The organism is Herpetosiphon geysericola (assembly GCF_001306135.1).
Taxonomy (GTDB): domain Bacteria; phylum Chloroflexota; class Chloroflexia; order Chloroflexales; family Herpetosiphonaceae; genus Herpetosiphon; species Herpetosiphon geysericola.
Map to the genome: position 1 here is coordinate 452,408 of NZ_LGKP01000022.1, position 13,631 is coordinate 466,038.

21 protein-coding genes are annotated in these 13,631 nt (G+C 54.4%); all 21 read left to right on the top strand.

The window, feature by feature from the left end; genetic code table 11:
• Positions 1-155 precede the first annotated feature (155 nt).
• The 21 genes from SE18_RS14935 (at position 156) to SE18_RS15035 (ending at position 13,423) form a co-directional block, all read left to right on the top strand.
• The gene (locus tag SE18_RS14935; protein WP_054535260.1) at positions 156-656 is read left to right on the top strand and encodes a hypothetical protein; all 501 of its coding nucleotides are present in this window, start codon (positions 156-158) and stop codon (positions 654-656) included.
• Between the two features lie 13 nt (positions 657-669).
• Positions 670-1,065, top strand: coding sequence for a hypothetical protein (locus SE18_RS14940; protein ID WP_054535261.1), 396 nt, complete (start codon positions 670-672; stop codon positions 1,063-1,065).
• A gap of 3 nt (positions 1,066-1,068) precedes the next feature.
• Positions 1,069-1,824, top strand: a complete 756-nt coding sequence (locus tag SE18_RS14945) for a peptidoglycan recognition protein family protein (protein ID WP_054535262.1) — start codon at positions 1,069-1,071, stop codon at positions 1,822-1,824.
• Positions 1,825-2,025 (top strand): hypothetical protein, encoded by a 201-nt coding sequence (locus SE18_RS14950; RefSeq protein WP_054535263.1) that lies wholly within the window; start codon positions 1,825-1,827, stop codon positions 2,023-2,025.
• Positions 2,026-2,089: 64 nt separating this feature from the next.
• Entirely contained in the window at positions 2,090-2,656 is a 567-nt protein-coding gene (locus SE18_RS14955) for a terminase small subunit (protein WP_054535264.1), read from the top strand.
• Positions 2,637-4,361, top strand: coding sequence for a hypothetical protein (locus SE18_RS14960; RefSeq protein ID WP_054535265.1), 1,725 nt, complete (start codon positions 2,637-2,639; stop codon positions 4,359-4,361). The genes SE18_RS14955 and SE18_RS14960 overlap by 20 nt, the downstream gene beginning before the upstream one ends.
• Positions 4,361-5,926, top strand: coding sequence for a hypothetical protein (locus SE18_RS14965; RefSeq protein ID WP_054535266.1), 1,566 nt, complete (start codon positions 4,361-4,363; stop codon positions 5,924-5,926). Before SE18_RS14960 ends, SE18_RS14965 begins: the two co-directional genes overlap by 1 nt.
• Positions 5,923-6,918: a minor capsid protein gene (locus SE18_RS14970; protein ID WP_054535267.1), complete on the top strand. Its 996-nt coding sequence runs from the start codon at positions 5,923-5,925 to the stop codon at positions 6,916-6,918. The genes SE18_RS14965 and SE18_RS14970 overlap by 4 nt, the downstream gene beginning before the upstream one ends.
• Positions 6,915-7,193, top strand: a complete 279-nt coding sequence (locus tag SE18_RS14975; RefSeq protein WP_152976666.1) for a hypothetical protein — start codon at positions 6,915-6,917, stop codon at positions 7,191-7,193. The genes SE18_RS14970 and SE18_RS14975 overlap by 4 nt, the downstream gene beginning before the upstream one ends.
• 31 nt (positions 7,194-7,224) lie before the next feature.
• Positions 7,225-7,956: a hypothetical protein gene (locus tag SE18_RS14980; RefSeq protein ID WP_054535269.1), complete on the top strand. Its 732-nt coding sequence runs from the start codon at positions 7,225-7,227 to the stop codon at positions 7,954-7,956.
• Positions 7,956-8,576: a hypothetical protein gene (locus SE18_RS14985; protein ID WP_054535270.1), complete on the top strand. Its 621-nt coding sequence runs from the start codon at positions 7,956-7,958 to the stop codon at positions 8,574-8,576. Before SE18_RS14980 ends, SE18_RS14985 begins: the two co-directional genes overlap by 1 nt.
• Before the next feature lie 53 nt (positions 8,577-8,629).
• Entirely contained in the window at positions 8,630-9,715 is a 1,086-nt protein-coding gene (locus SE18_RS14990; protein WP_054535271.1) for a major capsid protein, read from the top strand.
• 49 nt (positions 9,716-9,764) lie between these two features.
• Positions 9,765-10,187: a helix-hairpin-helix domain-containing protein gene (locus SE18_RS14995; protein WP_054535272.1), complete on the top strand. Its 423-nt coding sequence runs from the start codon at positions 9,765-9,767 to the stop codon at positions 10,185-10,187.
• A 2-nt stretch (positions 10,188-10,189) separates the two neighbouring features.
• Complete coding sequence (locus SE18_RS15000) at positions 10,190-10,582, top strand: hypothetical protein (RefSeq protein WP_054535273.1); 393 nt, start codon at positions 10,190-10,192, stop codon at positions 10,580-10,582.
• A gap of 9 nt (positions 10,583-10,591) precedes the next feature.
• On the top strand, positions 10,592-10,996 hold the full coding sequence (locus SE18_RS15005) for a hypothetical protein (RefSeq protein ID WP_054535274.1): 405 nt from the start codon (positions 10,592-10,594) through the stop codon (positions 10,994-10,996).
• 2 nt (positions 10,997-10,998) lie between these two features.
• Positions 10,999-11,430, top strand: coding sequence for a hypothetical protein (locus SE18_RS15010; RefSeq protein ID WP_054535275.1), 432 nt, complete (start codon positions 10,999-11,001; stop codon positions 11,428-11,430).
• On the top strand, positions 11,431-11,817 hold the full coding sequence (locus tag SE18_RS15015) for a hypothetical protein (protein ID WP_054535276.1): 387 nt from the start codon (positions 11,431-11,433) through the stop codon (positions 11,815-11,817).
• A 21-nt stretch (positions 11,818-11,838) separates the two neighbouring features.
• Positions 11,839-12,438 (top strand): phage tail tube protein, encoded by a 600-nt coding sequence (locus SE18_RS15020; protein ID WP_054535277.1) that lies wholly within the window; start codon positions 11,839-11,841, stop codon positions 12,436-12,438.
• Between the two features lie 58 nt (positions 12,439-12,496).
• Positions 12,497-12,895, top strand: a complete 399-nt coding sequence (locus SE18_RS15025) for a hypothetical protein (RefSeq protein WP_054535278.1) — start codon at positions 12,497-12,499, stop codon at positions 12,893-12,895.
• Positions 12,896-12,930: 35 nt separating this feature from the next.
• Entirely contained in the window at positions 12,931-13,218 is a 288-nt protein-coding gene (locus SE18_RS15030) for a hypothetical protein (RefSeq protein WP_054535279.1), read from the top strand.
• A 25-nt stretch (positions 13,219-13,243) separates the two neighbouring features.
• The gene (locus SE18_RS15035; RefSeq protein ID WP_054535280.1) at positions 13,244-13,423 is read left to right on the top strand and encodes a hypothetical protein; all 180 of its coding nucleotides are present in this window, start codon (positions 13,244-13,246) and stop codon (positions 13,421-13,423) included.
• The last annotated feature ends 208 nt before the right edge of the window (positions 13,424-13,631 follow it).

A 13,631-nucleotide genomic window follows, 5' to 3' on the forward strand; every position in this document is an offset into this window, starting at 1 on the left:
TCGCTCTTTATGTGACTAGCAGACTTTTACGCTAGCCATGGCGACCTAGGCAACTAGGCGCACGACTGATGCGATACCCGCAAGGTCGATACTCCCCGAATGCATTTGGGGCGTGTTGATCCTGCGGGTTTTTGTTGTTTCAAGGATTTTTTTCTATGGCTGAGGCTGAGTCAATCATCAAATTAGTGAATAGTAACGGGTTGCTCAGCGTGATCATCGTGCTGCTCGTGTTCTTTGGGAAGGCTGCAATGCCATCCATTACAAAAATGCTTGATCACATTGCAGAGTATTTCAATCCAACCCGTGCTGATGCGAAGGCAAAGCAGCAGAAAGAGGATGACGATCGCGAAGCTCGCTTACGCAAAGAAGAGCTCGATCTGTTGACGCATGCCTATGATGGCGAACTGCTCGATGCCTACAAGAAAAATGCCGAGGTTAATGTCCAAGTCATTATGACGATGCAGGCTATTCAGACCAAGCTCCTCGATAGTGATTTGCTGACCCAAGCGCAACTGTTACGCATTAGCCAAGGCGTTGCTGACAACCAACTGGGCGTTACCGACATCAAGACCGATGTTGCCCGCATTTTCACCGTGCTGCAACAAGAGCAGCCGAGCCGGACCCAAACGAAGCCCAACCAACCATTACCCATGTAGGAGGAAGCACCCCATGCTCGCAACCGTCAATTCCATCGCGAACACCCTTGTTCCCATCTTACTCTCGATCATTTTTGGCATCATCGCCAGCTCAGGCCCAGCACTGATTAAGCTTGGTACAGCCTTTATTAACTCCAAATTGACCGAGCATCAGCAAGCCGTTCTCTACGCCGCCGTGAAGGTCGGCGAACGGGCCGCAGCTGCGCAAGGCTTTACCCCTGAGAACGCATGGGAATCGGCCAAAGACGTTGCGGTCAAAGCAGCCATCGAGTATGCCAAGCGGTTTGGCATCTCCCTCGACCCAAAAACGCTCACCCCGTTGATTGAGGCCGAAGCGGCCAAGCAAGAGCGCCTTCGGCCAATGGTGATTGATAGTTCGTTCGTGCCAGTTGTGACCGACGGAGTGTAGCCAATGGGTATCCTTGATTTGCCAGTTGTTGATATTCGGCATCTGCTGCTGCGTCGTCCATCGCGGTTTCTCGTCACGCGGTTGCTGAAGCTTATTACTGGGAGCGTTGATCACTACAACGGCCCCGAAACCGCGATTGCAGCATCGATCGATGCAGAGATTCGGCATCTTCAGGCGATTGCGCAATATCACGTTGGCAAAATCTGGGGGTACGCCAATGGGATCGCAATTTATGGCCACGGCATTATGTATCACTACGCCGTGGGCGCAACGGGCACGATTTATTGGCTGCGCAACCTGAGCGACATTCTTTGGCACTGTGGTCATGGCATCGGCAACAACACAACCGTCGCCGTCCACACGCCGATTGGGGGTCAGCAACACCCAACCGATAAGCAGTGGAATGCAAAGGTCATGCTTTTTGATGCATTGGCCGAGGATCGTGGCTTCAATGCAAAGTCGAACACAAAAGGGCATATGGAGTGGGGGCAGAGCGAATGCCCCGGCCCAGTGCTTATGCCAATGCTTGATGCATGGCGCAAGGAGCCAGTCATCAAGCGCTATCGCATTAAGTACAACGATGCGAATTGTCGGCAAGGCCCAGGGCTGAACTTTCCTATAGCCGCCACGTTCCAAGCAGGTCATGAATTCGATGGCAAGCGCATCTTGGGTCAATCCATTAATGGCAATCCATGGTGGATTCATCGCGATACCGATGGCATCGGAATGTTTCACGACTCGTTGTGTGAGGAGGTCTAATTGGACGTTTTCATTGGTATCACGTTGATTGTGCTGTTGATCGTTCTTGTGGCGCGATCCCTTGCTCGCTTGCATGTCGATGTCAACAACCTGCTGGCTGGCACCCATCATTTGATTGATCGCCCACCAGCGTGGCGCACGGGCAAACCCGACCGCTCCCACCGTCGCCGGAACGCACGCAAAACGACGTCACGCCCATAAGGCGTGGAACGCAATCTTATTCCTATCCGCCGCGCCAGCGGCGACATCACTGAAGTAGGCCATGATGACCAATGAAGTACACGACAACCTCAAATATGTAACAGATAAGCCCTTAACCAAAAAGGAGCAGGCGTTTGTGTATGAGTATGTCAAAGACTTCAACGGTACGAAGGCCGCTCAGCGAGCAGGCTATTCGGAGGACAATCCTCGCGCTGCATCCGTGACCGCAAGCCGCATGCTAACAAAAGCTAACATCATGCGCGCGATACGAGCCTTAGTGTCCGAACGCGCCATGAGCGCCGATGAGGTACTTGATCGCTTAGCCCGCATTGCACGCGGCACGATCGAGCCATTCATCACTAAGGCCAATGCGATCAATCTGAAAACTGTGGAGGCGCAGGTGGACATCGGGCTAGTGCGCAGTTTTCAGGAAGGAACGTCCAAAGTCGGTGCGAAGCTGGAGTTGCACGATGCACTGAAGGCACTGGAGCTGATTGGCAAGGCCAATGGCGCACTGACCAATATCAAAGATTCGTTGTTGGCCAACCTTGATGTGAGCAAGCTCACACCAAACCAAATTCGGGCTATTGCCGCAGGCGAGGATATCATCGATGTCTTACTTAATCCCTAATACCAATCTGCGCATTAAGCCGCCACTGACCCTGCAAGTGCGTGCGAAGGCCATCCTTGAACTGCGCGAACGCGGCTTGGAGGATGTATCCCCGTTTGAGGAGTATCAGTTTAATCCTGAGGGCTACACCAAGGACAAGCTGGGCTGGCAGCCATGGCGCGGTACGGGCATCGACGAGCCTGGGCAGGTTGAGATTTTCGAGGCCTATACCCATGCGTTACGCCAACAGTTTGAACGAGAAAAGTACGAGAACGGCGAAGCCTACGATGAAACCGTGTGGCAGCCCGGGCAGATCATCAAAAACCGGATACGGATCGAAGCAGGCCACGGGGTAGGCAAGACCAAAGGCATGAGCGCCTTAGTCAGCCATTTCTTAGATTGCTTTCGGCCCAGCATTATCTACACCTTTGCTCCGAGCTGGGATCAAGTGAAAAAGCTGCTCTGGAAGGAAATCAAAACCGACCGCAAAAAGGCCAAGCTGCCCGGTCGGATCCTGGAGACCTGTGAAGTCATCATCGACGACAACCATTTTGCGAGTGGAAAGTCAACCGATGATAGCAATGGCAAGGGTGGCGAGCGGGTGCAAGGGCAGCACGGCAAGTTTTTGATGTTTGTGCTCGACGAGGCCGAAGGCATTCCCAAGTTTGTCTATGAGGCTATCGATTCGATGACGAGTGGCGGGATTGTGATTGTGCTCATGATTGCCAATCCCAAGACCCGCAATAGTCATTTCTATCACCAAGCGAAGTACAGCAACGTGCTCTCGATGCGCATGAGTTGCTTACAGCATCCGAATGTGGTGGCTGATAAAACCGTGGTGCCAGGGGCCGTGAAACGCAGTTATGTCACGGACATGATCGAAAAGCACTGCCACGAAGTGGATGGGCCAAACGCGGACTTATTCCACTTCCAAGTGCCATGGGATGCTACAACGTGGTATCAGCCAAATAATGAATTCATGTTCCGCGTGCTTGGTATTCCACCCGAGAACGCCAGTATCAATACCTTCATTCCGGTTGGTCGGTTCGAGGCAGCGGTCAAGCGTGGCAAACAGCCCATGGCCACTGGAACTGTTGACCAAACCAAAGCGCGGATCGGGGTGGACTGTGCGCGCTGGGGTGATGATACCGGAGCGGTGTATTTGCGGCACAACGGGCGGATTAATAAGGTTGCGCGCATCGAGCAGCAAAACACCTTTGTCTATGTTGAGCACATTAAATTCGCTGCCTTGAAGCTGCCTGAGGATGTAACCAGTCTGCATATTCGCGTTGATGGCACCGGTGGCTTTGGGGCTGGGATTATCGATCGCTTATTAGTTGATCCCGAATTGCGGCGACGCTTTCGCGACTATCAGGTGATCGAGGTCCTGTTTGGGGCGCTGCCCTCGCCGCATAACAGCGACGAGTACGCCAACTGCGTGACCGAGATGTACGCTGAAACCGCAGAGGTCTTGAAAGATATTGCCATTCTTCAGCCCGCCGAGCAGCTCGAAATTGATTTGACCGATCGTCAGTATGGCTATCAGTCGAAGGGGCAGTTAGAGCTGAAACGACTTGAACCCAAGGATGATTTTCGCAAACGCCACAAGCATAGTCCTGACGATGGCGATGGCCTCGTCTTATGTGGCGCTCCTGACTTTTGCTTTGATCACCTGCTAATAAGCAATGACGATGAAGCAATGCCTGGCTCATGGGGGAGCTATTAATGCCAACGGCCTTTGACAATCTTTCCGTGGAATCAGCAAAGAAGCGGCTGCCTGTTACGCCCGAAAGCGTCAAGAGCGCCGTGCTCTTTCGCGATGGCGATCACTGGCAAGGTGGCGCAGCGTGGACTGGGCCAACACCCGCCGCGGGCGATAAAAATGCCTCTGAGGTTATGACCCGTATCCAACGCGAGTTTGTCTCCAGCAACGTGATTGCCGAGGTGGTTGAACGCCACATGAACGGTGCAATTGGCCGTGAGCCACAGTGGGGCTATGCCGTCCGTCGCCCACTGCTAGATGAGGAACAACCAACCGATCCCGAGCAAGGCTTAATCGACGAGGCCGAAGCGGCCATGACGAGCTGGTGGGATCAGCGCAATGTGTTAAGCATTTTGCAGGAATCAATTGCCACTGCCGTGGTGTATGGACGCGCTGTCCTGCGCTTGTTTATTCCCCCTGCTGCGGTCGAAGGCGGGGTGATTCAACGGCAGCCAACCTTGGCCGATGCCTTGAATCTCATTTGGCTCGATGTGCTGGCCCCAGAGCAAGCGGGTGTCAGCCGCGACAAAGCCACCATGCAAGCCTGTGGCGTGTATGTCTACACCAACGACGACAAAACAGAAGTTGCGGAAGTGACCTTTCTTGATGGTCTTGATACGGTGGTGCGCACCCTCGAAGGGGAGGCCGTGACGGGCGAAACGCGGCTGCCGCTGATGGGTCACTTACTGATGCTCGAAATTACCTGCAAGCCCATCATCAGCCTGTCGATGCAGCAGATGCAAAAGGCCTTAAACATGACCTTGACCATGCTCCAACACAACATCGTCATCAGCGGCTTTGTCGAACGGGTGTTGTCGAATGCCCAAATGCCCTACGACGAGGTGGACGATCCGGCGAATCCCAATCAAAAGATGCGCGTGTATAAGCCCTATGACATTGGCCCCGGCAAAACGACCAATCTCGTGGGTGTACCAATTCGGGATGAGCGCACGAAGGCGATCACGGGCTATACCAATCCATCAGTGCAGTGGCGCGACCCATCGCCCGTCACAACCTTTGTTGACACCGATGCCGCCATTTATCGCCGCATGCTCAACGAGTGTAAGCAGCTGCATGCGCTATTGAGTGGGGATGCCGTCGCCAGTGGCGAAAGTCGCAAACAGGCATTGCTCGATTTCGCGATGGCGCTTGGGCCAACGGCCACCGCCATCAAGCAGCTGGTGCGCTGGCTGCTCGAAGCGACCTTAGCCTTAGCCGCACACTTTGCTGGCCGACCGAACGCCTTTGATAGCCTGCGCGCGGATGTGACCCCACGCCTGTGGCTGGGCAGCTTAAGCAGCGAAGAGCGTAACTTTTTATTAGCAGCCTATGAAAAAGGGGCTATCAGCCACGACCTGTTCTTAAGCTTGATCGATGTTGAGGATGTGGATGCCGAGAAAGCCCGGATTGCGGCGGAGCAGGAAGCTAAGCAGATTCAGCAAACCCGCACGCTGGCAGCCGCGCTCGCAACCAACCAAGCGCGGCTCGATAGTGGTGCTGCCAGCACCGGCTTGGAGCAACCCGAATGATCGACGCGGTTGCCATTGCCAATCAATTTCGTGCTGAGCTGCTCGCAATGAATGCGAGCGCCATGAACGATCTGACGAAACGCTGGCGCACAGTGGAAGCCGCCTTGAAGGCTGAAATTGAGGCCTTAGCATTTCAAATGAGTCAGGCCAAAGCTGACGGGCAAACGGTCAGCGAATCGCAGCTGTATGCAAACGATCGCTACCAAGCGTTGTTGATCCAACTCCAGCGGGAATTAGCGAAATATAACGCTGATGCAGCGGCGCTGATTCAAGCCCAGCAACTGAGTTTTGCCAGTATGGGAGCCGAGCAGGCGACCGCGTGGTTGCGCTACTCCGGCGCGATTCAAGGGTCATTCAATCAGTTGGGCAGCGGCGCATTTGAAAACATTGTTGCTTTAGCCCGCGCTGGCAATCCCTTGGATGTATTACTGAACAACGCCTATCCGGCAACGGCCCAAGCTATCACCGATGAACTGCTGAAGGGGTTGGCGTTGGGAAAGAATCCACGCACAACCGCGCGGAATATGGTCAACGAAGGGCTAACAACCAGTCTTAATCATGCCTTGCTAGTGACGCGGGATCAGTCGGTTCGGGCATCACGGTTGGCCACGTTGCAGCAGTATCAAACGAGTGGATTAGTCGTGGCTTATAAGCGAGTTGCGGCACGCCAACGGCGCACCTGTCTGGCCTGTTTGGCACTCGACGGCACGGTGTACCCAACCAATGTGATGATGCCGCTGCACCCGCAATGCCGATGTGCTGTACTCCCAATTTTAAGGAACCGCGAGCCGCTGGCGATGCCAACAGGTAAGCAATGGTTTCTGGAGCAGAGCGCAGACACGCAACGGAAGATGCTTGGCCCAGGTCGGTATGGGCTATGGGAACGTGGCGCGTTTCAATTCGAGGATTTAGCGACGGTGCACAGCGGTGGGGTTTGGGGCGCAAATGCCCAAGTTACCACGGTGGCCGCACTGCAAAGGATAGGACGATGATGGAACCTAATGATCTCATGCAGGCACTACGTGTAGCGATTCCAACAGAACAGGTGATTCATGAATCACTGCGTGAATCGTTTCAAAAATTGAGCCACAGCCTTGAAGGGTTTGTGGTACTCAATCCACCACCGCAACTATTCGATGATTTCATGCATCCACGCATCCATCCATCCCGCGTTGGTGATCCACCAGCGCAAGGGTGTGACGCGGCACCAAATCGCAAACCAAAACCATGGGAATCGGTTCGCTGGCAGCCACGCCGGAAATACTAAAAGCAGTCTAGTCATACAGGAGTAAATCGCAATGGTTCGCTTTTTTCGCTCAGTCAAACTTTTTACCGCTGATAACGGTGGCGGCGGCTCTGGCGGCGCTAGTGGTAATCCAGCACCAGCAACCCCGCCTGCCAATCCACCGGCGAACCCGCCCGCTAGTGGCAGTGGTAATCAACCCGATATTGCGGGGCAAATTGCCAATCTCGTTGCCCGCCAAGGTGGCCCAGATGCAGCGCTCATGCTGTTGATGCAGGAGAACTATCAATACCGCGATCAGAATCGCCAGCTGCGCGAGCGCACGCCGGAGGGTTCTGTAGTACTCAGCGGCGATGATGTACAGCGCTGGCGGGATTATCAGGCACTTGGGCAGCTCGATGAATTACGCATCCGTTTGACCGAGCGCGAGCAAGCCCAAACCGAGCTCGCCACGTTGCGCACCCAAGCGACCATTCGCGGCGTTGCCGAAGCGATGCAGTGGAAACCAAGTGTCTTAGAGCGCTTGGCAGGCAATGTCACCTTTGTCACCAAAACCGAGGGCGATACAACCACGATCAGCGTCAAGGACGGCGACGTGGAAACCTCACTCCAAGCCTATGCCGACAAGCACTGGAGTGAATTCATGCCCGCCCTCACGACTGATACAGCCCCTGCACGGAGGGGAACGAACTTTGTCCAGCAAGGTGCTGGCAATGTCAAAAAGACCGATGTTATGACAACCCATAACCAAAAGATGGGTTATAGCGTCCCAAAGCGAGGTAATTAATGGCCGACGTAAACACCTATGCAAACCAACTGACCAGCCCAGCATGGGCGGGCGACTTTCTCAATCGTGAACACCTGATGCCTGGCGGTGCAAAGGTCGATGCAAACCAGTTCATGGCAACCGATGGCGCTGTGGTCACATTGACCGCCAACGCCTTAGTCAATGCTGTGAGCATCGCGGTTTCAGCCTTGGCGAACCCAATCCCGAGCGGCACGCAGCTGCGCTTTGGTGCTGGCAAGTATGCCTACACGACTGCCAATGCAACGGCGGGCGCAGTGACCATTGCGGTCGAAGCGTTGCCGGTGGCGCTGACCAACGGCGATAAGGCCACCTATAAGGGCACAGGCATGAAGCCCGTCACCATCGTGAGCGGTACGTTGCTTGGCCGCACGTGGGCCGAGCGCGATGCAGGCACGGCCTTTGGCCCCGCTGCTGATATCGATGAAGATATTTTCTTCTTGGCTCAAGACATTACCGATGCCAGCAAAAACAATGATGCTGACTTGTATCGCCATGGTGGCATCGTGAAAGAAAACTTTGTACCAGGCTGGGCGAATCTGAGTAGCACGTTGAAGGCGTTTGTGCGCAGCCGTTACCAATGCACCGTTGGCAAAGCCTAAGCAGGGCGAAGGCAACCTAGTTTATTCATCAATCTGTTTAGGAGTTTCGTTCGATGGATTTAGCAACCTTAATTGCTCAAGCTCGCGCTGATGGCACGCTCATCAATTTAGCGCGGAATGTGTTGGCCCAGTTCGGGCGGCCACAACGGCGCTATCTTGGCGCGGAGTTATTGCCCGAGCGTACCGTGGAAGAAAACCAATATACCGAGGATGCGATTCGCTATCGCACCGTCGTGGCCAATGGTGGCACACGGTATAGCCCCGCGCAAAAGAAGGGGGGCGACCTGATCGGAACGTTCGATGTCAAACTGGCCCATAGCGATATTGCCCGCGAATTGACGGGTCGCGACTATGACATCCTGTTGCGCTACTTGGGCCGCAATGCCTCGATGGAAGCGATTGCCGCGCTGACGAATTGGGCTGAAACCACCATTAACTTGGCGTTGATTGAGGTCAACGAAGTTTGGCGCTGGCAAGCGATTGTCGATGCTGCTGTGGTTATTGAGGGTGATAACGCCTTCAAAGAAACCGTGCAATTTGCCAATCCTGCTGGTCATCGGGTCAACGTGGCGGGCGATTGGGCCAATGATAGTTACGATCCCTTCCAAGATATTTACGCCATGGCGAATTTGCTGCAAGGCAAAGGCTACACCGTGGGTCGGATTATCACCGGCACGCCCGCGCTCACCAAGTTGTCGCTCAACAAAAACGTGCGTGCCCGCACCAGCCACTATGTAACCAACAATGGAGGCGCGTTAGAGTTGGCCGCTGGGAGCGCGAGCTTGGCCGGAATCAATGCGGCCTTGCAATTGAATAATTTGCCGCCAATTGAGCGCTATGACCTGCGCTATCGCACCCAACAAGGCGATGTGCGATTCCTGCACGAACAAGCCTTCGTGATGGTGGCCCTCACAGGGCAAAACGAAGAACTTGATTTGCCGGATGCTGAACAAAACCTCATCACCGACACCTTGGGCTATACCGCGATTGGTCGGGCCGCTGGCCAAAGCGAGCCAGGCCGCGTGATTCGAACTGAGCACTTTGAAAACAAACCACCGCGGATCGAAGGCGAAGGCTGGCAGTCCTCGATGGTCGTAATCACCGACCCTGAAGCAATCGCGGTGTTGAAAAACATCTAGGTAGAGCGGAGAAGGTTTACTAATTCAGTTCTTTCAAAGGAGCAATCTCATGGCTGATGTAAAACTCACCTTAACCGAGGCGTGGATTCTGAGCGGCACGACCTATGAGCCTGGCACACATACGCTCGATGAATCAATTGCCAACATTTTGATTAAAGCCGAAGCGGCGAAGAATCCAACACCCGTTGAGCCAATCCCCGTCGCAGCCGTGCAGCGCGCCAACAATCCTGCAACACCCAACGCCGACGGGAATGCTGCATCGGGCACACCCAGTGGCGAACAACCAAGCGGCGAGCCAGAAGGCACACCAGTGCTCGAAGCAATTGTTGGTAGTAAGGCTGCCGCCAGCTTGGCCGCAGCGGGCTATACCAGCTATGGCGATGCGATTGCCGCTGATGATGCCACATTGAGCGCCATTGATGGCATTGGCGAAGCCACGATCAAGAAATTGCGCGAGCACAAGGCGGCCTAAGTATGGCACACACGGACGCTTCGATTAAAGAAGTCATGCAGGAAGAGTTACTGGAAACCGCGACTGTCCTGAACTGGACGGACGTGGAGAACCCAGGCTACAAAAGCGCATTACGACGCACATTGCGACGGCTGAATCTGCCAAATGTCGCAGCATCAGCCAATGATCCGCTGCTCGAAACCGTGGCCATCATTGAAGTCTGGCGCAGCGTGGCCAATGCGACCGTCACCGCGATTAATTACGAAGCCGACGGCGGGTCGTTCAATCGCAAAGATATGCACGACCATGCGGTGCGCATGCTGCGCCAGCTCGAAGCCGAGTTTGTCACTAATCAACCCGTTGTCGTCGAAGAAGCACCGATCAGCGGCACGCTCGATACCTTTAGTCGGTGGTAGGAGAACCCAATGTTGCCGATGCACCCCAATGAAGTAGCAGCAATGCAGCAACCGCACATCGATGCGATGCGCGACCAGTGTGTGCTCATGGAGCCACAGAAAACAGCGAGCCGCTACAACAAACCTGTGACTGCCTACATCGATGCAGGGTCAACGGTGTGTGGGTTCAACCCGAGTGCAGCCAATGGGAGTGCAAGCGACGAGGTGTTAGACACCACAGCGGTTGTGCTGACGAAGCCAACCCTGCGCTTGCCTGCCGGAACTGTGATTGCCGCGTCATGGCGCGTGCGCATCACCCATCGGAATGGGCAGGCACTGACGACCGCTTTATTGTTCGATGTGGTTGGCGATCCGGCGACGATTGGCACGGCCATCGTTGTGGAGCTGGCCACCGTGACTCGCGAGGAGGTGTAGCCATGGCGAAGCGCGGCAAGGGCACGGCCCACTATCAATCCTTCGCCAAGCAATTCCGCGTGCGCATCGAAGATGCGACTCGTGATCTGTTGAACGAAGCGGCCATTGCGGGTGCTGGCTATGCCCAGCAAAACATGGTGGCCAACGATTCGATTGATACAGGCTTTGCGTTGAATAGTATTCACGCGGTCTTGGTCAATGGGCAAGCGGTTGCGGCATCCAGCGTGGAATTGACCGATAAACAAGGCGAGCTGGTGCAGCGCACATCCGCTGGGCTGCCTGCCATGGGCGACAACACCAGCGCGGTCGGCTGTGCTGCCAGCTATGCCATCTTTATTGAGATTCGCGAGCCGTTTTTATTTCCCGCTATCGATCAGGTGAAACAAGACTTTGGCGGGATTGTGCAGGTCGTGCGCCGGAAGCGAGGCCGCTAAATGGTTGATCTATTCGCCGCGATTATCGACTTCATGGGCACGCCTGCTGTGACCGCCATCGTTGCAGATCGGATATGGCCTGGTCCAGACTTGCCCGAAGGCTATACGCCGGATGTTGGCCCAGCCATTCTGTTCGTGGTGCGCGGTGGTGGCTTCGATTACAACCGCCGCGTGCTCAATCCATCGTTGTATGTGCGCATGTATGGCAAGGATGATGGCACGTGCATCGACCTGTGGCAGGTGTGCTGCGATGCGTGGATGGATAAAGGCAATGGCGTAACGCGCTGTAGGCCGGATAGCACGGCAATGCCGCGCCTGCTCCGCACGCAAGAAACCCACTGGTTGTTCGCCCTCAGTGGGTGGACGTTTCACATCAAAAACTATTAGTTCATGTAGAAGGAGGCTGCAATGCCAGTCGATGTTGCCGCAATTACCATGACCAATGCGGTGCTGTATTACGCGCCCTTAGGCACAACCCTGCCTGCTGACACGCTTGTCGCTGGCGGCACATGGCCTGTGGGCTGGGTGCGCTTGGGTTTATCCAGTGCCCCGCTCGTGTTTGCCTATAACTACGAAACCAAAGCACCCGAAATCCAAGAAGCCATGGGTGCAGTCAAGCGCAAAAAGGTCAGCGAAGAAGGCACGCTCGAAACCACCATGGCCCAACTCGATTTTGCTGGTTTACCCCAAATCTGGGGCGGCTCCAATGTGGTGACTGCACCTGGCGTTGGCCAAGTGGGCAAAGAAACCTTCAAAATCGGCGGCGCGAGCCAAATGCCCGTGCGCATGTGGGGCTTTGAGGGTGAGCAAGAGGACGACAACGGCCTCGTATTCCCCGTGCGCGGTTTTATCTATCGTGGCACCGGTGAAGAAGGTGGTGAGTTGGAATTCAGCAAAGAAGATTGGCTGGGCGTTCCCTTCAAAATCTCAGCCCTGGAAGATTTATCGAAGCCCAAGGGCGAGCGCCTGCTTCAGCTCGTGCGCGTGACTGCACCCGCAACCGTCTAGTTCGCAGGGAGCGTGAGAAGGTTTTTGTTTGTTTTCTAGCATATAAAGGATAAAGACCATGGCTCAGGTAATGTTGTCGTTAACCATTGGCCGCGAAGTCAAAGAGATTCGCAAGCTGCCTTTTCGAGAGAATCAGGTATTCAAAAAGAAACTGATCGAGGTAGCCAAAAAGGTCATGCCCCAGATCGGTCAGATGGGCAAACCGCCCGAAAAAGACGAAGATGGCAACCAATCAGGCGAAGCCTTGACCGCCTACATTGTGTCGATGCTGGAATCCGTCGATGGCTTGCTCGAAGAGGCCTTTAACCTTATCGTCGATTACGGCAGACTGCCTCAGTCAACGGGTGATGAAATTCTTGATGAAGAAATTATTGACGCATTTCTGTGTGTAGCAAGCGCAGCCGTACCGTTGGGAAAGTTGAAAGTTTTGGCAGCGGGCTTTTCGAGCATTGGCTAAATAAAGCGACGTATACCAGCGATGTCATTGAACTAATGTATGCCGTGTATGGAATTCCGCCCGATCAGCTCTATGAAGAAACCGTGCTGGAATTACTCCCATCCTATTTAAGCCGAACCTATAACGAACGCGAACAACAGGCTATCTTGGTTGCGAATAAGGTTGGGACGATGCTGTTTGGCGATGACAAGGGGAAAGGAAAAGGCAAAAAGAAAAAGGGTACAACAACCCAGTCAACCCAATCGAAAACCCGATCGGATGTCACCTATATGAGTGCATCGCAGCTCATGGCGAGTATGAAAGCGCGATCGGTCCAAGCGTAATCAAAACCAATTGGAGAATTGCCCAATGACGACAAAACAACGATTTTTGAATACCATCGCTCGCATGCTAATTATTCTTGCAACAGCCATCATCGCGCTTGCGAAGAGCATCACGACGAAGCCAGCCCCGCGTCACCATGTCATCAACTATATGACTGCGCGCCAACTGATGGCAAGCATGAAAGCCCGCTCAGTCGAAGTCTAAACACGAATCGGAGAACAAACTTTATGGATGCAGATACCACGATGTGGATCGCCATCCATCGCGCGTTGATAGCCATTGCCAAAGCGATCGACACCTACAAAATTAAGCCTGGTCGCAAGGCACAACCCAAAACCAAATAGTTCTATGCAACCCGCGCACCTGCGCCGCTTCATAGGAAACAAAGCCGCCGCGATGGATTAGCCCACGC